The organism is Oceanospirillum linum (genome assembly GCF_001995095.2).
Taxonomy (GTDB): Bacteria; Pseudomonadota; Gammaproteobacteria; order Pseudomonadales; family Halomonadaceae; genus Oceanospirillum; species Oceanospirillum linum.
This window is the reverse complement of sequence record NZ_MTSD02000001.1, coordinates 602,298-621,516: the sequence shown is the minus strand read 5'-3', so window position 1 is coordinate 621,516 and position 19,219 is coordinate 602,298. Positions and strand designations below refer to the sequence as shown.

The window sequence follows — 19,219 nt, the reverse complement described above, 5'->3', positions numbered from 1 at the left end:
ACTGACATAGATAATCCAGTCAGTGGATTAGTTCAGATAATACTGTCCTGGCTGAACTTTAACCAGAGGTCGGGCAATGGCACGAGTCTCCGGCGATTCACCATGAACTGTGGGCGCTGTACAGCTTGGCGACTGAAGGGCATCAGTTGATCCCATGCAGTCATAGAACGTAGGTTCCAGAACCAGCTCCATAGTAGTCTCGTAATTATTGTGAGCTAGCTCATATGTAGATACCACTTTAGCACCACGAATGACGCTATCCACATAGGTGCGGAAACGGTCATCACGAAGAACCATTGCTTCTACGTTAGAGCCACCACTTACCCGAGTACCGTATACGCGTTCAGCAATTGCACGGTAAGCATCAAGTTTGGATGCCCGCATTGCCATCAGCTGATTTTGTCCCTGAGACAGGCGAGGATTTTCTTTGTAAGCCCCGTAACCTGTCACACGAACAATAATGGGCTCTACTTTCGGGCTGTAAGTATGCTCAACCTGTTGGTAAACAACATAATCATTGTTGTTTTGATTGTTCATAGCATGCTGATTCATTGGCGCACAGCCAGCAGTTACAACAGCACCGGCAATAGCCAGAGAAGCCAGTTTAAGTTTCATTATCATCACTCCTGATGTCCGTCACAAATAGATAAAATGGATTCAAATACGTATCTAGGGGCAGGTTAGTAACGCCTATAGATTACGTTGGACTGCATTTTACAGCAGGGCTCCATAACGATTTTTGGCGTCAGAACCCGGTGCGTTTCTGTTCTGATAATCACCCGCCGCTGGGGTTGAGGTTTTGCCGGCGGTATGCGGACATAATTTCCCTGTGCCTGAGTGTTTTGCTGATAGCCGTAGTACGGCATGGTACAAGCAGACATCAGAAGCAGAAAAAAAGTCCCTGTGATAATTTTTACAGTTTTAAGCATCGGTTCTTCCTGACATTTTGATACGAATTCAACCAAACATTCTGCTTTGCAGCTTTATAATGTGAGTTGAGTCGAAAACTATACCGATGATTATCGGCAACACTTCCGCAAAGTTTAGTGTGACTGAAGGTTAACCTGCAGAAAATTAAACTTTAATTCGTTTAATAACTAAGGTTTAGCAAAAAATGAGCCAGTTTTTATCTTCTGATGATGATTCTTCTTTTTTAAGTGGTGAGGTGTACCTTGTTGGTGGTCCGGTAAGAGATGAGCTGCTGGGGGTGGAAGCTTATGACAGGGACTGGCTGGTTGTTGGTGCTATACCAGAGGAGCTAAAAGCGGCAGGCTTTGTTCAGGTCGGCAAAGACTTTCCTGTTTTTCTGCACCCGGATACAAAAGAGGAGTATGCATTAGCCAGGACAGAGCGCAAAACCGGTAAAGGTTATCAGGGGTTTGTTTGCCATACATCACCTGATGTGACACTCGAAGAAGATCTGATGCGGCGGGATTTTACGATTAACGCTATGGCAAAGGATATAAACGGGAATATCCACGACCCTTACGGGGGGCTGAAAGACTTGGAGCTGAAGCTTTTGCGGCATGTCTCTCCTGCATTTGCTGAAGATCCTTTAAGAGTATTGCGCGGCGCAAGATTTTTGGCTCGCTTTTATAGGCTGGGGTTTTCAATTGCTCCCGAGACGTTGCAATTAATGGCAGAGTTGGTTGCGGCAGAGGAGTTGGAGCAACTTTCTGCTGAGCGTGTCTGGTCGGAAACAGAGAAAGCGCTTCAGGAGAGAAATCCTGAGCAATATCTGGCAGCACTTCAGAGGGTTGGTGGGCTCAATTATTGGTTCAAAGAGCTATCAAGCCAGCATTTTTACTTGCCTGAGCATTTGTCAGAGAAAGATAAAACTGAGCGCGGGTTGCTGAACTGGGGATGGTTACTGCATGAGTTGACGCCGGATGCGATTGAATCACTTTGTCACCGGATAAAGGCACCTAAGCATTATCTTGGTTTTGCTTTGCTGGTACAGAAATTCTGGTCACTTCTTAATACTGAGCCAGAGCAGGATGCCCTGCTTTGTTTGTCTCTGCTTGAGAGTTCCGGTGCGTTTAGACAGGGAGGTTTTTTTGAAGCCTGGTTGTCTCTCTGGCAGCCTGATAAAAATGATATAAAAGAGTGGTGGCAGTCCTTGGCTGAGGCAATGGAAAATGTCACCGCTAAAAAATTTGTTCAACAGGGATTAAAAGGACCGGCAATCGGCGCTGCAATTAAGGCGCAGCGCCTTAAATTGATTGATCAGGCCTTCAGAGCTCTGTAAGCCAAAGTTTTTGTTCCGGGAAGGGGAATTGCTGCCAAAGCTCTTGGACTGTTTTCTCCTGACCCGGTGGAATCAGTTCAGGCTCCATCAAAGACAGGGGGTAAAGCATATAGCCATGCTCAAACAGGTCTTTTCGAGGGAGTGTTAAACCGAAGTGTTCCCCTTCAAGCTGATCCACCAGAACAATATCGATATCCAGTGTGCGCCCGCTAAATTTGGGAGCATTATCCTCTCGGCCAAAGTCATATTCAATCAAACGCAGCTGGCTGCTGAGCTCTGAAATGGGTAGTTCGGTTTCAAGGGTCGTGATCAGGTTGATAAAGGGGTCACCGATAAAGCCTACAGGCTCGCTTTCAATGATGGGAGATAGCTGCATCTGCCCGAAGCGCAGGTTAAGGGTTGCGATGCCCTCCCGGATATTGTGTTTGGGGTTGATATTGCTGCCGAGACTCAGATAGACGCGACTCATTGTGCGACTCCGGAAACTATTTGGTCTGCAGAGCTGCTCAGTGAACCTCTTTCGATTTGAACCGCTACATTCCGGGTATTGGGTACTGCACCAGGTTTGCTGACTTTTACTTTTACCCAGCAAACACCGAACTTCTCGCGGATCAGCTGGCTAACAGCTTCAGCCAGAGACTCTATCAGCTTGAATGAGGCGTTTTTCACGAGTGTCGTAATGGCCTGGCTGATTGAAAAATAATCCAATGTCAGTGACAGTTCATCAGATGCTGCTGCAGGGCGTATGTCTGTAGCCATCTCGATATCGAACTCCAGTGGCTGTAAAATTTCACGTTCCCAGTCGTACACCCCGATCAGGGCGTCAACTTTCAAGCCTTCAATAAAAACCCGGTCCAAACCATCACCTATGTTTACTGCTGATTATTGATGTAGTGTTAACTGACGCTCGTTCACTGTTTGGCTGATGACGCTAACGGAGGTAAGTCTGTTAATGGCCAGCGAGGCTGCACCTTGATCTGCCTGTCATTTTGATGACCTGCCATCAGACGTTGGCAGCCTGCATAGGCGATCATAGCGCCATTGTCGGTACAAAATTCATTTCGAGGGTAGTACACCTGGCCACCCATGCCGGTCATTATAGCTTCAAGTTTTTCACGCAGGTCTTTATTAGCACTAACACCGCCAGCGATCACCAGTTTTTTTCGGCCTGTTTGCTTGAGCGCCCGTTTGCATTTGATCACCAGTGTGTCAACAACGGCATCCTGAAATGCTAATGCTATGTCCGCGCGCGCTTCATCAGTCAGTTCGTCACTATTGGCTTTTTTCGCGGCTTCCACGGTGTTCAGGGTGAAGGTTTTCAGGCCGCTGAAACTGAAATCCAAACCTGGGCGATTGGTCATCGGGCGCGGGAAAAGATAGCGGCCAGGGGTGCCTCTTTCTGCAAAACGAGCGATATGAGGTCCTCCGGGGTAAGGGAGCCCCATCATTTTAGCCGCTTTGTCAAAGGCCTCACCTGCTGCATCATCAATGCTTTCACCCAGCATTTCATATTGTCCAATACCCTGCACGTCGATCAACTGAGTATGCCCACCGGAAACAAGAAGCGCGACAAATGGAAATTCCGGAGGCGTTTTTTCCAGCATAGGGGCCAGCAAATGCCCTTCCATATGGTGCACACCAAGGCAAGGTTTGTCCCAGGCCAGCGCTAATGCCTGAGCTGTAGAGGCGCCAACCATCAATGCGCCAATAAGGCCGGGGCCGGAGGTATAGCAGATCGCATCAATATCTTCAGCTTTACTGTCAGCTTCAGCCATTACTTGCTTTGTCAGGGGGAGCAGTTTGCGCACATGGTCACGGGACGCTAGTTCAGGGACTACGCCACCATATGGGATATGCATATCAATCTGACTGAACAGGGCGTGGGCTAATAAACCAAGCTCTGAGTCATAAATAGCTAAACCTGTTTCATCACAGGATGTTTCGATTCCGAGTACGCGCATGAGGTTCACTAACTACTTGAAAGATTAGGGGCAATTCTACCTATGTGAGTCTGAAAATGGCACTAAAAGCCGAGGATTAGGTAAAAAAAGCATAAGCACAGCCCCTAAAGCCGTTTGCATGGGGTGATCAAAGCCTATAGAATCATGCGTCCCCTAAGGCATGTCACCGTTTTTGGTGACATCTCTAATTTCAATCCTATTACTTTTTAAGGTGGTGAGTCTTTAATGCCTGCTGTTAAAGTTAAAGACAATGAGCCGTTTGACGTTGCTCTGCGTCGTTTCAAACGTTCTTGTGAGAAAGCTGGAATCTTAGCCGAAGTTCGTCGTCGTGAATTTTACGAAAAGCCAACTTGGGTTCGTAAGCGTAAGGCAGCTGCTGCTGTTAAGCGTCACGCTAAAAAGGTACAGCGCGAGCAGAAACGTTTCGAGCGTCTGTACTAAGCAACCTCTCTGCAGACCTTGGTCTGCACGGTTGTCTTTTTAGGGGTAAAAACGGCTGCCTTAACCGGCGGCCGTTTTTCATTTTGCATTGCCTGCAAAATCATAGCTGCTTTTTTCTGGCAGCTTCTTGTCTGAATTCTATTTTCGTTAGGTAGTTAGTGCCCTTATGGCCGGTCGGATTCCTCAATATTTTATCGATGACCTTGTCGCACGCGCAGACATCGTTGATGTAGTGGGAAGTGCGGTTAAGCTTAAAAAAAGTGGTCGCAACTGGCACGGCCTGTGCCCATTTCACAACGAAAAAACGCCTTCCTTTACTGTTAGTCAGGATAAGCAGTTCTATCATTGCTTTGGCTGCGGAGCTCATGGCAATGCTATCGGCTTCCTTATGGAGCATGATGGCTTAGGCTATGTTGAAGCCATCGAAGATCTTGCCAAACAGTTGGGCATGGAAGTGCCTAGGGATGAGAATCCCGCTGAAGCTAAAAAACGTCAGGCGGCAAAAAAATCAGCTGAAACTCTTGAGTTAGCCGCTCAGTTTTATCGTAACTCTCTCCAGGTAGCCGAGGGTTGTCAGCGAGCCCAGGCTTATCTTCAGCATCGTGGCCTGAAGCCGGAAACTGTTGAACGTTTTGGTATTGGGTATGCACCGGATGGTTGGGAGCTACTTAAAAAATATCTTGCAGGTCAGAGTATAAGTGAGGGCGAGCAGGTTAGTCTGGGTCTTCTGGTTCAGAAAGAAGACACCGGGCGCAGTTATGATCGCTTTCGTAACCGTATCATGTTTCCGATTCGGGACTGGCGCGGCAAAGTGATCGCCTTTGGTGGCCGTGTTCTTGGCGATGAAAAACCTAAATACCTGAATTCCCCGGAAACGCCGGTTTTTCAGAAAGGGCGTGAACTTTACGGTCTTTATGAGGCAAAAACATCACCGGGCCAGTTAGAGCGTCTGTTGGTTGTTGAAGGTTATATGGATGTGGTGGCGCTGGCAGAAGCGGGCATTTCGTATGCCGTAGCAACGCTGGGTACATCCGCAACTTCTGAGCATATGGAGCGCTTGTTTAAAGTCGTTCCTGAAGTGGTGTTTTGTTTTGATGGTGACAAAGCGGGTAAGCGTGCGGCAGAGAGAGCTTTAGATAACGTATTGCCTCATATGATTGACGGTCGTCAGGCCCGTTTTATGTTTCTGCCTGAGGGGCAGGACCCTGACACGCTTGTGCGGGCAAACGGTAAGAATCTGTTCGAACAGCGTATTGTTCGCGCGGACTCACTCTCTGAGTACCTGTTCCGCTTTCTTCAGCAGAGTTTGAACCCTCTGGAGCCGGAAGGTAAGGCGCTGCTGATACAGAAGGCGATACCTTACTTTAAGAAAATTCCCGCAGGCATTCTGCGTACGCTACTCATTCAGAAGCTGGCAGAGATCGTCGGTGTGGATGCTGATGGCGTTCGTGCTCAGATTGATAACTCTCTGGTGGCTGCTTCACATGAGCCAGTACAGAGTCAGCCTGTTGATATTATTCCGGATTATGCTGTAGAAACCGGCGCACCGGCCGACAAGAATCCTGAGGTAAAACTGTCCACCACATATGCTTATAAACTGCTTGTGTGGGCTGTACGCTACCCCCATATTTGCCAGGCTTTATCCGATGTTGAGCAGCAGCAATTAAAAGAGATCATCGAAGAAAACAAGGATTTTTTCTGGGGAAAGGTCTTCGATCTCGTCTTCGAGTACTTGAAATGTACTCCAGGTGCCACCACCTCCTCACTACAGGCGCACTGGTATGGTACGGAAACGGGCCGTTTGTTAGATCAAATTGCATTGGAAGAAGTGCTCGCTGAAGAATTTATTGTCTCAGAATTTAAAGAATGGCTCCGGTCTCTGGAGCTTAAACGGCGTGAATATCAGCACAATCAACGTTTTGATGAGTTGACGAGAAAAAGCCGTTCTGGTCAGAAGCTGACCAAAAATGAAAATGAAGAGTTGGTGATGTTACTGAATCTGCTGGCTAATAAGAAAAGCCAACCAGATGGTAATAGTACTTAAGTTTCGCAATAATTTAGAATCTGGTGGAAGTCAAGGCCGAATTGTGCTAAATTTGAACGCTTAGCATTTTTCCCACCTCGTTCTTTGCACTACATTTGAGATAGGGTATCTATGGCTGGAAATGAGCAGCAACAGTCGCGCTTGAAGGAATTGATCGCCCGCGGAAAGGAACAGGGCTACCTCACCTACGCAGAAGTAAATGATCACCTCCCGGAAGATATTTCAGACCCTGATCAGGTTGAAGATATTATTCGTATGATTAACGACATGGGTATCAGTGTTTCTGAGGAAGCACCTGATGCAGAAACCCTGTTGATGACCGATGGTGATTCCTCAACGGATGAAGTTGTCGCCGAAGAAGCTGTTGCTGCATTGGCGGCAGTGGAGTCTGATGTTGGTCGTACCACCGACCCTGTTCGCATGTATATGCGTGAGATGGGTACTGTAGAGCTTCTGACACGTGAAGGCGAAATTGTGATCGCCAAGCGCATTGAGGAAGGTCTGCGCGAGGTTATGCACGCCGTATCGTATCTGCCCGGAACCATTCAGAAGGTTCTGGACACCTATGAGCAAACTCAGACAGAAGAAGGTCGTCTGAGTGATCTGCTTATTGGCTATATTGATCCGGATGACGGCGAAGTAACGCCAGGTCCGGTTGCCAGTGCCAAAAGTGACGATGATCTTGATGATGAGGAAGAAGCAGAAAGTGGCCCGGATCCGGAAGAGGCCCGTATTCGCTTCACCCGTCTGCAGGAGCTGCACGATGCAGTTCTGAATGCATCAGAGACGAAAGGTACTGACAGCGCCGAATATAAAGCTGCTCAGATGGAGCTTGCTGATTATTTTGCGCCTATCAAGCTGACGCCTAAAAACTTTGACGCCATGGTTGCTCGTGTGCGTAACAGTATGGATGAAATTCGTCGTCAGGAGCGTCGGGTCATGCAGCTTTGTGTTCGTAAAGCTAAAATGACGCGTAAAGAGTTTATTACCTCTTTCCCAGGCAATGAAACGAATCTTGAATGGTTAGATAATGTACTGGCTGATAAGCCAAAGTATGCTGAAAAGCTGGAAGCTTTGCGTATTGAAATTTTGCGATGTCAACGCAAAATTCTGGCTGTGGAAAAAGATGTCAGCCTGAACCTTAGTGAGATTAAAGAAGTTAATCGTCGCATGTCGATTGGTGAAGCCAAAGCTCGCCGTGCGAAGAAAGAGATGGTTGAAGCTAACCTGCGTCTTGTTATCTCCATCGCTAAGAAGTACACCAACCGTGGTTTGCAGTTCCTGGATCTGATTCAGGAAGGCAATATCGGTCTGATGAAAGCGGTAGATAAGTTTGAATACCGTCGGGGTTATAAGTTCTCGACGTATGCGACTTGGTGGATTCGTCAGGCAATTACCCGTTCCATTGCTGACCAGGCGCGTACTATCCGTATTCCGGTGCATATGATCGAAACGATCAACAAGCTGAACCGTGTTTCACGCCAGATGCTTCAGGAGATGGGGCGCGAGCCTACTCCAGAAGAGCTGGGTGAGCGTATGGAGATGCCGGAAGATAAAGTACGCAAAGTGCTGAAAATCGCTAAAGAGCCGATCTCTATGGAAACGCCGATCGGTGATGATGAAGATTCACATCTGGGTGATTTCATTGAAGATGTAGGCACTGATTCACCGATTGACACAGCAACAGGCGAAGGCTTAATTGAAGCTACCCGTTCTGTTCTGGGTGGGCTTACAGGTCGTGAAGCCAAAGTTCTGCGTATGCGTTTTGGTATTGATATGAATACCGACCATACGCTGGAGGAAGTGGGTAAGCAGTTTGATGTAACCCGTGAGCGTATTCGCCAGATTGAGGCGAAAGCGCTACGTAAATTGCGTCATCCTACGCGCTCTGAGCACCTTCGTAGCTTTATTGATGAGTAGATTTATTACTCAGTAAAAGTGATGACCGAACGTTTCAGGGCCGTCACTTTGCATGAACATGAAAGCCTCGCTATTTGCGAGGCTTTTTTGTGAATAAAAATCAATGAAGCGGTGCTTTTCCCATTTCTGGATAAAATTTTATAAAACTCCTGATATATCAATGCACTAATAACATGTTTTTTTCTTGTATTAAAATGAATTGTTATAAGTCAGAACTGTTTCACAATATTAGGTTATGAAAAAAACTGAGAAGTTCGCCATAATGAATAGAACACTCGATTGGTTAATATCTGGCTAATCATTCATTAAAGGTTATTTTTATGGAAACGCCTTCTGTCAGCAGTTCAACTCGATATACTCGCCTTGTCCAGGATTACCGTGAGAAAGAGCGGGCGGCTGAGACTGTGAATGCCGATGCTGCTGAGCAAGCTGATATTGATAGTGAGAAGGCGCTTCTTGAGCGGGAAAAAAATCAGGTTATTTCCGAACTGAGCAAGCGTGATCAGGAGGTTCGGGCCCACGAAGAAGCCCATGCTTCGGTGGGTGGTCGTTATGCTTCTGCACCCTCGTATGATATGACAGAAGGCCCTGATGGTCGTGAGTATGCAGTTGGTGGTCAGGTGACAATAGATACTTCTCCGGTTCCCGATGATCCTGAGGCAACTTTGGATAAATCCCAGGTTGTTGAGCGGGCTGCTTTGGCCCCGGCGCAGCCGTCTGAGCAAGACCTGAAAGTTGCCGCTGAAGCTCGGGCAATGGGGAATGAAGCACGGGTAGAGATTCTGGAGAGGGACTTTCATGAGCGTGTTACAGAATCTGAGAACACCAAAGATTCCAACGATACCGGTTTGACAGATGAACCCTCGCAGAACGAGCCCGATGAACTCTACCCTCAGTTTCCTTCCGGAATATATAAAGAACCTAAGAGTTTTTCTTTTGGTCTGAACTTTCCTCAGAGTTTTGTGGGTGGTCAAGAGAGTGCAACAGGCATGACGGTTGCTCAGCAGCTGAAAGATCGATTTGACACCATGGGGTTGAGTTTTCCACCTCAGCCATTGGGTCAGCAGGTTGCAGTAACTGTTTGATTTATATGGTTTATAGTGTTGATTTGATAGCCGGTTCTAATTGCTGAAGCATCACGCTACAGGCTTTTTTTGCACGTCTAATATCCTGGCCCGACCGTCTGGGCATCAATTTAAGTAAAATACCACTTGACCCTGATCTTCGTCTGACTTAAGTTTCAAACATACGTTTGAATTAGATTTCTCTATTTACACTGTCTGGCGTCTTGGGTGACATTCTCCTGAGAAGCTACAGGCTGGTACAACAAGAACAGTTAAGCCGAGGTCAATATGCCAACATATAAAGCTCCCCTGCGTGATATCCGTTTTGTAATGGACGAGATGCTGGATTTTCCTGCCCACTACGCACAGCTGCCAAATGGGGATGAGGCATCTCCGGAAATTGTGAATGCCATTTTGGAAGAGGGGGCAAAGTTTACTGAAGAAGTTTTGACACCTCTGAATCAAAGCGGTGATGCTGAAGGCTGCCAGTTTAACGATGGCGAGGTTGTTACACCTAAAGGCTTTAAAGAAGCTTATAAGCAGTACGTTGAAGGTGGTTGGCCTTCCATGACCCAAGACACTCGTTATGGTGGTCAGGGCTTACCACAGTCTCTGGGTATGGTTCTGAATGAGATGATCTGCTCATCTAACCTGTCATGGGGTATGTATCCAGGGCTGTCACACGGAGCTATGGATGCCCTGCTGCACCATGGTACTGAAGAACAGAAAGAACTTTACCTGACTAAGATGATTGAAGGTAGCTGGACTGGCACCATGTGTCTGACGGAGCCTCACTGTGGTACCGATCTGGGTCTGATTCGTACTAAAGCTGAGCCGCTGGATGGTGATAGCTATGCAATCAGTGGAACTAAGATCTTCATCTCGGCCGGCGAGCACGATATGTCTGACAATATTGTGCACCTGGTACTGGCAAAGTTGCCTGGGGCTCCGGAAGGTTCTAAGGGTATTTCGCTATTTATCGTGCCGAAATTTACTCCGGATGCGAGCGGTGAAGCAGGCGAGCGTAACGGTGTGCAGTGTGGTTCCATCGAGCATAAAATGGGTATCCATGGTAACAGCACCTGCGTAATGAACTTTGATAATGCCAAAGGTTATCTGATTGGTGAGCCGAACAAAGGCTTGTCCTACATGTTTGTGATGATGAATGCTGCCCGTATTGGTGTTGGTATTCAGGGGCTGGGACTGACTGAGGTTTCATTCCAGAATGCCCTGGCTTATGCCCGTGATCGTTTGCAGATGCGTGCTCTGAGCGGCCCTAAAGCACCTGAGAAAGCGGCTGACCCTATTATTGTCCATCCTGATGTACGCCGCATGCTGCTGACACAGAAAGCATTTGCCGAAGGCGGTCGTGCACTTATCTATTACACTGCACAACTGATCGATCAGGTATCTGCTGGTGGTGAGACGGGTAAAGAAGCCGATGAGTTATTAGGTCTGCTGACACCGATTGTTAAAGCCTTCCTGACGGAAGCGGGCTTTGAAGCCACCAATGAAGGTATTCAGATCTTTGGTGGTCATGGCTTTATCCATGAGTGGGGTATGGAGCAGTTTGTACGCGATGCACGTATCACTCGTTTGTACGAGGGCACAACAGGTATTCAGGCGCTGGATCTTCTGGGTCGTAAGATTCTGATGAACCAGGGTGAAAGTCTGCGCAAGTTCACTAAGCAGGTGCATAAGTTCTGTCAGACCGAGGAAGGTAATTCCGATATGGTGAAATTTGTTGCTCCTCTTGCGAAGTTGAACAAGGAGTGGGGCGATATCACGATGCAGATCGGTATGAAGGCGATGCAGAATCGTGAAGAGGTTGGTGCTGCATCTGTGGACTACCTGATGTACTCAGGTTATGTCACGCTGGCATATTTCTGGGCGCAAGCCGCTAAGGTTGCTCAGGAAGCACTGGCTAATGGCACAACGGAAACCTCCTTTTATAAAGGTAAGCTGGCAACGGCAGAGTTCTACTTCAGCAAGTTACTACCGCGCACCAAATCGTTGGTGGCGACGATTGCAGAGGGCGGAGACTCGCTGATGGCGATGGATGCGGATCAGTTTGGTGCTGGTTTCGAGATCTGATTTTATTTTGTGATCATTTGTTCTGATGATTGATACGGGCCATGGAGGGCCCGTTTTTTAATAGCGTTTTATAGGTCTTACTATAAAGCGCTCATCTCTTGACTTTCCTGCAGTTTGCACTGGCTCTACCCTGCGATGCACAATGGCTGAAGCCTGCGTATAAACTGAACCCGCAAGTCACGCAGTGGGCTGGTAGCCTAACGTTTCATTCAGTAATATGACTGAAAACCAGAATCTGGTCGAATCTTTTCAGGCTGTCTATATCCTATGTGAAAATAGCACCTGTAACAGGACGCAATGCAGTTTGAGTTATCTTATTAGCTCACTGTGCAGGCTGGAATTAACGATAAAGAATCGAGGAAGTACGCCCCATGGCAAAGTATAAAGCTCCTTTACGCGATATGCGTTTTGTTCTGAATGAAGTTTTTGAAGCTGACAAGCTTTGGTCTACCATGCCGGCAACTCAGGAAGTGACACCTGACCTGGTTGATGCGATTCTTGAAGAAGGCGCCAAGGTTAACGAAAATGAACTGTTTCCTCTGAACCGTACTGGTGATGAAGAAGGCTGTCAGTTCAATGATGGTGAAGTAACCACTCCGAAAGGCTTTAAAGAAGCGTTCCAGCTGATGGCTGAGAGTGGCTGGATGGGCCTTGGTGGTAATATCGAATTTGGCGGTCAGGGCATGCCTAAGATGCTGACCGTGTTGTTTGAAGAGATGCTGTATGCTTCAAACGCTTCTTTTGCTCTCTACCCGGCGCTGAACTCAGGTGCTACGCTGTGCCTTGATAATCACGCCAGTGATGAAATGAAAGAGCAGCTGCTACCTGCAATGTACGAAGGCCGCTGGATGGGTACTATGTGCCTGACCGAGCCGCATTCCGGTACAGATCTTGGATTGATCCGCACAAAAGCAGAGCCTAATACTGATGGCTCTTATAATATTACAGGTACTAAGATCTTTATCACCGGTGGTGAGCATGACCTGTCCGAGAACATTATTCATCTGGTACTGGCTAAGTTGCCGGATGCGCCGGCTGGTTCCCGGGGTATCTCCCTGTTTATGGTGCCCAAATTCCTGATCAATGAAGATGGCTCACTGGGCGAGCGTAACCCGGCATTCTGTGGCTCTATTGAGCACAAAATGGGTATTAAAGGTTCTGCGACCTGCGTGATGAACTTTGACGGTGCTCAGGGCTGGATGATCGGAGAGCCGAACAAAGGTTTGGCCTGCATGTTCACTATGATGAACTACGAGCGTCTGTCTATCGGTATTCAGGGGCTGGGGCTCGGTGAAGTTGCTTATCAGAGTGCCATGGACTTTGCTCAGGAGCGTATTCAGTCCCGTGCGCCGGGTGGTGCCAAGTACCCTGAGAAAGCCGCAGACAACATTCTGGTTCACCCTGATGTGCGTCGCATGGCTCTGAATGTACGTGCTTTCAACGAAGCGGGTCGTGCGTTTGCGTCATACGTGGGCATGCAGCTGGATATGTCTAAGTTCCATGAAGATGCTGATGTTCGTAAGAAGGCGGCAGCACTTGTGGCGTTAATGACACCGGTCGCTAAGTCCTATCTGACAGACCGTGGCCTGGATTGCACGATCTCTGCTCAGCAGATCTACGGTGGTCAGGGTTATATCCGTGAATGGGGCGCAGAACAGTATGTTCGTGATGCCCGTATTGCACAGATCTACGAAGGCACTAACGGTATTCAGGCGCTTGATCTGATGGGTCGTAAAGTGGTTTCTAATAAGGGTGAGTATGTAAAACTGTTCGAACAGGATATCCGTAGCTTTATCGAGGCGAATGCTGATAACGCACAGGTTCAGCCTTACCTTGCGAAGCTAGCGGCTGCTGTGGATACCCTGGTTCAGGTGACCGAAGGTGTTATTGAGAAGGCTGCAGCTAATCCGGAAGAGATCGGTGCCGCATCTCAGGATTATCTGGACCTGTTTGGTTTGGTGACATACGCCTATATGTGGGCTCGTATGGTTGCTGTTGCAGCCCCTAAAGCAGCGGAAGACACCAGCGGCTTCTACAGCTCTAAAGTGAAGGTTGCTAATTTCTTCTACGCCCGTGTACTGCCTAAGGCAGCAGCACTGGCTGCACAGGTAAATGCTGGCGCAGAAACCCTGATGGACTTGGAAGAAGAGCTGTTCTACGGTGAGTAATAACTGCTAGACAGATACTGATCTTCTGATCGATCTACAGAACCGGCTTGGGTGAAAACCCTGGCCGGTTTTTTGATTTTGGCTTGTACTATGCGTGTTTGGATTTTCACTGACGGCTGCTTTTGCTTGTACGGCAAAAGTGCAAAGGTTTGGGTTGAGATATCCACAGGCTAAAATTGAGTACCTGGTTGTGAATAAGATTTAATATTGCGGTGAGTGAATCCAGTAGAGGCAGCTGAAATAAAGGCCATGATGTGGATTTTATATCTGATTACGATTGATTTTTTGGTGGGGATTAAAAAGAAAAGATGGTGCGGAAGGAGAGACTCGAACTCTCACACCTTACGGCACCAGAACCTAAATCTGGCGTGTCTACCAATTTCACCACTCCCGCATCTTTTCGTATGCCGCTGATCTGAGGAGGTGATCTCATTGATCGGGCAATTGTTGTTTTACAGCGTTTTAACTAAAACGGTAAAACCGTGCTGGGCCATCTTCATTGATTGCTTTATTAGAAAGCAAGTCGGAGGGAAGAGAAGATGGTGCGGAAGGAGAGACTCGAACTCTCACACCTTACGGCACCAGAACCTAAATCTGGCGTGTCTACCAATTTCACCACTCCCGCAGCACGGAGCGTATTATAGTTAAGTGTTTATCGGGGTCAAGCCAAAAGCCTGAAAAAAGCAAAAAATTATTGTTCATCAATAGGATAAAGTAAAAAACGGATGCTGATCACATCACATCCATACTAACAAATAAGCGTGGTTCATCAGGGCTGCATGCAGGAGACCGGTGCACCAGTCCTTGTCCTTCGTGACCAGGCCAGGCATCGCCTTTCATAATAACCACATCACCGGTATCAACCTGGTTTGGCGTTATTTCCAGTGGATATAAGCCGGATTGATCGTCAGTCAGTCCCTGACTGCCCCTGCCAAGTTTTGTACGGTCAATAGCCTCATTCGGAAGCCATTCAGTACCCTGGCCTGAATAGGTGCATACCATTCTTGCACCGATACGATCCACATGGAATCGGGGGCACATCGCCTGGGTCAGTAAAGATAGACGCAGCCCTACTTCCTCCATATCAAATAAGCATGTGAACATCTCTGTCAGATAGACAATATCGGCAATAAAGCTTGCCCGGTCGGGGTGATTTGGCAAGTCTTTCTGCAGTTGCTCTGTCAGCGCCTCTGGTGCAGCCACAAGACGTAAAGGGAGTAAGTGACCTCTTTCCGTCAGCCAGTTAACGTAGTGCATCGCTTTGGTACCTGGAGTACGCTGCCAGCAGGTTAAGCGAACTCCGGGTTGATAGATTTCAGTGAGTACATCCGGGTCATCCCCTGTTGGGTACAAGGTTTCCTGATCGGGTTTGACCGGATAGAAAGTACATTGCGCTAGATCAGAGTAGCTCTGGTGGCTGGCGGGGTATTTCGTATCGGTTAGTGGATGTGGGTTTAGGCTGGTCACGGTTTTAACTCCAATAAAGATATGTTGCAACATAACATTTTATTGTAGGGTTTCGCGACAAAAATGGCTCGCTGCTTCACTAAGCTCTGAGCCCTTTTATAGCGGCATCAGTAGCCACATTGATGTTTTGGCAATATTAGTTTTTGCCTAGGATAAATTTTACAGCGGCATCAGGTATATGTTCTGCAGCGTCTTTCCAGCTGCCACTCCGTATAGGCGGTATCTCAGCCAGAAGTGGTGCCTGAATCATCTGTGCCAGTGTGGTTAGGTTTTCCCGGTAGTGATTCATCTCTGGGTCGATCCCGTTCGCGATCCAGCCAGCAATCTCCAAGCCATCTGCTTTAATCGCTTCGGCGGTTAAAAGGGCGTGGTTGATACAACCCAGCTTCATGCCAACCACCAGGATAACCGGTTTGTTGAGGTTCTTTGCCAGGTCCGCCAGGGTCTCGCGGTTGTTTAACGGTACGCGCCACCCCCCGGCACCCTCGATGAGCAGCAGGTCAGCCCGGGCCATCATGATCCCCCGGGCAAAACCCGCACTGCGGGATACACTGAGTTGTACGCCAGCATCATGGGCTGCCAGATGAGGTGCTATGCCAGGTTCGAGCGCGATGGGGTTAACCATGTCATACCCTTCATCCTGATTCATCGCGCTCATCAGATTTATAGCATCGCTGTTACGCAGGCCGTCAGGCGTTTGCTCACAACCGGCTGCAACAGGTTTATGTGCCAGTGTTTTAAAGCCCAGCTTACCTGCTGCATGGAGAAGTGCGCAGCTGGCAAATGTTTTGCCTGCATCGGTGTCGGTTCCGGTAATAAAATAGGTCTTCATAGACTCTTCGCCTGAGATGGAGGTTAGATAAGTTTGATCCGGATGCTACAAAATTCGGTTCAGAAAATCGATCAGATGATGTGCCGTTTCAGGGTTTTCTGAGGGATAAAATCAAAACCTGGTAACTGACCGGTAAGCCCTCGGAGGTGCGTCTTGTTTCGTAGGCCTGTTTCAGCTTCAGCAGACTGCGTCGTCCGGTCAGACCGGCCTCACCTTCGGTATGGTGAGCACCAACGCCCTTGATGGAATCAAAGACCGCGCGCAGGTCAGGATAAAACATCGTCTCGCAATATGCGTCCGTTGCGCTTAGGGTTAGTCCCGCCTTTCGGATCGCGTGTATCAGTATCTGTGCGTCAGTAAAGCGGTTGATATGGGTTTTGTTATCCACCTTCGCCCAGCTTTGTTCCAGTTCGCAGAGGGTTCCGGGAAGCAGGGTGGCGATATGGGCTTCGCCGCCCGGTTTCAGTGTTCTGGCGATACTGCCAAAGAGGGCGTGATAATCGTTACACCATTGGATCGCCAGACTGGAAAACACCAGATCAAGATTTTCAGCCGGTAACGGCAGCTGCTCAGCATCGGCGCAGAGCCATTGGATACGCTGGTTGTCGGGCTGCTCGTCAGCAAAGCGAAGCATGCCCTCCGCCAGATCCAACCCAGTGATTTGCTGAGCCTGGCTATGATCCCGCAGCCTGCGTGTCCAGTAGCCGGTGCCGCAGCCGATATCCAGTGCATGGCCGATGCGGCTTTCGGCTGAGGTGGATGTCGGGCAGAGATCCAACACCTTTTGTGCGATACGCTTTTGCGCCTGGGCCAGCTGATCGTAGTCAGCGGCAGCTTTGCTGAAAGCATCGGCTATTTTGCTTTTGTCTCTGGGCGTCGGGGGAGCTGCGGGTGTAGCCGCCAGTGCTGCCATTGTCTTCATGGCTGAGATGCCCTGTGGGTCGATTCAAGCCGGGTCAGAGTATCGTGAATCAGCCGTGCCAGAGGTTCCGGTTGGCTCAGCATCGGCAGATGGCCGCAATCGGTCAGTAGCTTATGATTCAGCTGCTCAGCCGTGGCAGCAGGAACCAGAGGGTCGTTTTCAGCCAGCAGCCAAAGGGTTGGGCAGCCGCTTTCGGCAAGGTTGGTATAAGCTCTCTGATCCAGGACGGATAGCGCGGTCAGACCGTTAGCCAGTGTTTCTGCAGATGCAGGCAGCCTTTTAGGGGACTGCTCTTTAAGGGATCGTTTTTTAGGGGATAGCTCAGCCAACAGTTTTTTGACTGCCCGCAGATCGCTTTCGCCCTGCTGTTGTAACCGCTGAAAACGCTTCAGGGTTTTTTCTGGCTGCAGATCAAAACCGGATCGGAACTGGCTCAGGGTTTCTTCCGGCATGGCTGCGGTGTGATCGCCACGCTGTTGAAACGAGGGGTTGCTGCATAACAGTGTCAGGCTATGGGGCAGTGGCTGATGCTGTTCCGCCAGAAAATGTGCGATCTCCAGCAGCAGATTACCGCCCAGTGACCAGCCAAGCCAATGGGCATCGGTGGGCAGTTGCAGCTGATCGATCACCTGTGGCAGCTGTGCCTGATCACCGGCCCAATCTGAGATTGTTTGGTCCGATTGATAACCGGGCAGAGCCGGTGTCAGAACCTTCCGCCCGGGATTCAGTGTGTTCAGCGCATCGGTCAGTGGCTGCCAGATAGCCGGTGTCGCGCCCCAGCCGTGCAGCAGAATAAGCGGTTTGTTTGTTATCAGGCGGCTCATGGCAAAACGACCTCAGGCACACCCCGTTGCTGTGCGATATCCGCAAGTACCGCTAACAGGCGGTCGATCTGCTCTGCCCTATGGCTGGCGCTCAGGGTCACCCGAAGACGGGCGCTGCCTTTAGGTACGGTCGGTGGCCGGATCGCCGTCACCAGAAGTCCGGCGTTTTCCAGCTTATGACTCCAGCTCAGGGTTTCTGCGTCATCGCCGATCAGAATCGGCTGAATCGCGGTTGGCGAATCCATAAGTGTCAGGCCCAGCTGCTGAGCACCGGTGCGGAATTGTGCAATAAGGGTGTTTAGGTGCTGACGGCGCTCCGGTTCCTGCTGCACGATGTTAAGGCTTGTGCGTGTTGCTGCGGCGATCGCCGGTGGAATCGCGGTGGTATAAATATAGGGGCGGGCAAACTGAATCAGGGTTTCGATCAGGGCATCAGAGCCGGCAATAAAGGCACCACTGGTGCCGATCGCCTTGCCTAGGGTTCCCATCAGGATGGGAATCTCATTCTGGCTGAAACCGGCACCAAGACCCTGTCCATTATCACCTAGACAGCCAAAACCATGGGCGTCATCCACCATTAGCCAGGCGTTGTGTTGTTGGCAGGTTTCAATTAATGGCTGCATGGGGGCACAGTCGCCATCCATGCTGAATACGCCATCGGTGACCACCAGCTTGCGGCGGTTATGATGATTAACCGAAGCGGCTGGGCTGGTTTTCTCCAGCAAACGATTCAGATGTCCGGCATCGTTATGCTGATAGCGCTTAAAGCGGGCACCGGAGTGCAGGCCGCCATCCAGCAGGGAGGCGTGGTTCAGACGATCCTGAAATACCACATCACCTTTACCGACCAGAGCCTGGATCGTCCCCAGATTGGCCATAAAACCGGTGGAAAACAGTAGCGCCCGATCCCGTCCGGTAAACGCGGCCAGTTCCTCTTCCAGCCCGTGGTGTTCGGCACTGTGACCGCTCACCAGATGTGACGCACCACTGCCAGCACCGTAACGGCTGGCGGCCTGCTGAAAGCGCTCAATAACACGGGGGTCGTTGGCCAGCCCTAGATAGTCGTTGCTACAGAAGGTGAGCAGGTCGCGGCCATCCACCTGAGTCTGCGGCTGCTGTGGCCCGTTAAGGGTACGGCGGGAGCGATAGAGGTGCGCCGCACGACGGGCCTCCAGCTCAGGGCTCAGGGCTTCCGTGAGCAGGTCGGCTGTGATTTCAGACACAGACAGAGGCC

General features: G+C 49.4%; 16 protein-coding genes and 2 tRNA genes. 7 read left to right on the top strand and 11 right to left on the bottom strand.

Translation table 11 applies throughout. The features are described 5' to 3' along the window. Positions 1 to 27: 27 nt before the first annotated feature. Positions 28 to 615, bottom strand: coding sequence for an LPP20 family lipoprotein (locus tag BTA35_RS02895; RefSeq protein WP_160054932.1), 588 nt, complete (start codon positions 613 to 615; stop codon positions 28 to 30). 499 nt (positions 616 to 1,114) lie between these two features. Between BTA35_RS02895 and BTA35_RS18655 the strand changes: the two genes are divergently transcribed. Next, a complete protein-coding gene (locus tag BTA35_RS18655; RefSeq protein WP_077242905.1) occupies positions 1,115 to 2,248 on the top strand; it encodes a tRNA nucleotidyltransferase/poly(A) polymerase-related protein in 1,134 nt (377 codons plus the stop codon). On the opposite strand, the gene folK is transcribed toward BTA35_RS18655, so the two are convergent. The 3 genes from folK to tsaD are packed head-to-tail and all read right to left on the bottom strand — an operon-like array spanning position 2,235 to position 4,209. Continuing rightward, complete coding sequence (gene folK, locus BTA35_RS02880) at positions 2,235 to 2,717, bottom strand: 2-amino-4-hydroxy-6-hydroxymethyldihydropteridine diphosphokinase (protein WP_077242904.1); 483 nt, start codon at positions 2,715 to 2,717, stop codon at positions 2,235 to 2,237. The two genes, BTA35_RS18655 and folK, sit on opposite strands and share 14 nt — an antisense overlap. After that, positions 2,714 to 3,106: a dihydroneopterin aldolase gene (gene folB / locus BTA35_RS02875; RefSeq protein ID WP_077242903.1), complete on the bottom strand. Its 393-nt coding sequence runs from the start codon at positions 3,104 to 3,106 to the stop codon at positions 2,714 to 2,716. Before folB ends, folK begins: the two co-directional genes overlap by 4 nt. A 53-nt stretch (positions 3,107 to 3,159) precedes the next feature. Continuing rightward, positions 3,160 to 4,209 carry a tRNA (adenosine(37)-N6)-threonylcarbamoyltransferase complex transferase subunit TsaD gene (gene tsaD / locus BTA35_RS02870; protein ID WP_077242902.1) on the bottom strand — a complete coding sequence of 350 codons (1,050 nt, stop codon included), beginning with the start codon at positions 4,207 to 4,209 and terminating at the stop codon, positions 3,160 to 3,162. Positions 4,210 to 4,434: 225 nt separating this feature from the next. Between tsaD and rpsU the strand changes: the two genes are divergently transcribed. The 6 genes from rpsU to BTA35_RS02840 all read left to right on the top strand — a co-directional run bounded on the left by rpsU (position 4,435) and on the right by BTA35_RS02840 (position 13,940). Further along, positions 4,435 to 4,650 (top strand): 30S ribosomal protein S21, encoded by a 216-nt coding sequence (rpsU, locus tag BTA35_RS02865; protein ID WP_028304873.1) that lies wholly within the window; start codon positions 4,435 to 4,437, stop codon positions 4,648 to 4,650. A 166-nt stretch (positions 4,651 to 4,816) separates the two neighbouring features. After that, positions 4,817 to 6,694, top strand: coding sequence for a DNA primase (dnaG, locus tag BTA35_RS02860; protein WP_077242901.1), 1,878 nt, complete (start codon positions 4,817 to 4,819; stop codon positions 6,692 to 6,694). 111 nt (positions 6,695 to 6,805) lie between these two features. Next, a complete protein-coding gene (rpoD, locus tag BTA35_RS02855; protein WP_077242900.1) occupies positions 6,806 to 8,614 on the top strand; it encodes an RNA polymerase sigma factor RpoD in 1,809 nt (602 codons plus the stop codon). Positions 8,615 to 8,934: 320 nt separating this feature from the next. Next, positions 8,935 to 9,699 (top strand): putative metalloprotease CJM1_0395 family protein, encoded by a 765-nt coding sequence (locus BTA35_RS02850; protein ID WP_077242899.1) that lies wholly within the window; start codon positions 8,935 to 8,937, stop codon positions 9,697 to 9,699. Between the two features lie 267 nt (positions 9,700 to 9,966). Further along, positions 9,967 to 11,772 (top strand): acyl-CoA dehydrogenase C-terminal domain-containing protein, encoded by a 1,806-nt coding sequence (locus BTA35_RS02845; protein ID WP_077242898.1) that lies wholly within the window; start codon positions 9,967 to 9,969, stop codon positions 11,770 to 11,772. A gap of 371 nt (positions 11,773 to 12,143) precedes the next feature. Next, the gene (locus BTA35_RS02840) at positions 12,144 to 13,940 is read left to right on the top strand and encodes an acyl-CoA dehydrogenase C-terminal domain-containing protein (RefSeq protein WP_077242897.1); all 1,797 of its coding nucleotides are present in this window, start codon (positions 12,144 to 12,146) and stop codon (positions 13,938 to 13,940) included. Positions 13,941 to 14,249: 309 nt separating this feature from the next. On the opposite strand, the gene BTA35_RS02835 is transcribed toward BTA35_RS02840, so the two are convergent. The 7 genes from BTA35_RS02835 to bioF form a co-directional block, all read right to left on the bottom strand. Beyond that, positions 14,250 to 14,334: transfer RNA gene (locus BTA35_RS02835), tRNA-Leu, on the bottom strand. 146 nt (positions 14,335 to 14,480) lie between these two features. Then, positions 14,481 to 14,565, bottom strand: a tRNA-Leu gene (locus BTA35_RS02830). A gap of 107 nt (positions 14,566 to 14,672) precedes the next feature. Beyond that, entirely contained in the window at positions 14,673 to 15,407 is a 735-nt protein-coding gene (locus BTA35_RS02825; RefSeq protein WP_160054928.1) for a DUF1826 domain-containing protein, read from the bottom strand. 136 nt (positions 15,408 to 15,543) lie between these two features. Continuing rightward, positions 15,544 to 16,239: a dethiobiotin synthase gene (gene bioD, locus BTA35_RS02820; RefSeq protein WP_077242895.1), complete on the bottom strand. Its 696-nt coding sequence runs from the start codon at positions 16,237 to 16,239 to the stop codon at positions 15,544 to 15,546. A gap of 88 nt (positions 16,240 to 16,327) precedes the next feature. After that, the gene (bioC, locus tag BTA35_RS02815; RefSeq protein ID WP_077242894.1) at positions 16,328 to 17,161 is read right to left on the bottom strand and encodes a malonyl-ACP O-methyltransferase BioC; all 834 of its coding nucleotides are present in this window, start codon (positions 17,159 to 17,161) and stop codon (positions 16,328 to 16,330) included. After that, entirely contained in the window at positions 17,158 to 17,985 is an 828-nt protein-coding gene (locus tag BTA35_RS02810) for an alpha/beta fold hydrolase (RefSeq protein ID WP_077242893.1), read from the bottom strand. The genes bioC and BTA35_RS02810 overlap by 4 nt, the downstream gene beginning before the upstream one ends. Further along, complete coding sequence (gene bioF / locus BTA35_RS02805; RefSeq protein ID WP_238377470.1) at positions 17,982 to 19,208, bottom strand: 8-amino-7-oxononanoate synthase; 1,227 nt, start codon at positions 19,206 to 19,208, stop codon at positions 17,982 to 17,984. The genes BTA35_RS02810 and bioF overlap by 4 nt, the downstream gene beginning before the upstream one ends. Positions 19,209 to 19,219: the final 11 nt, after the last annotated feature.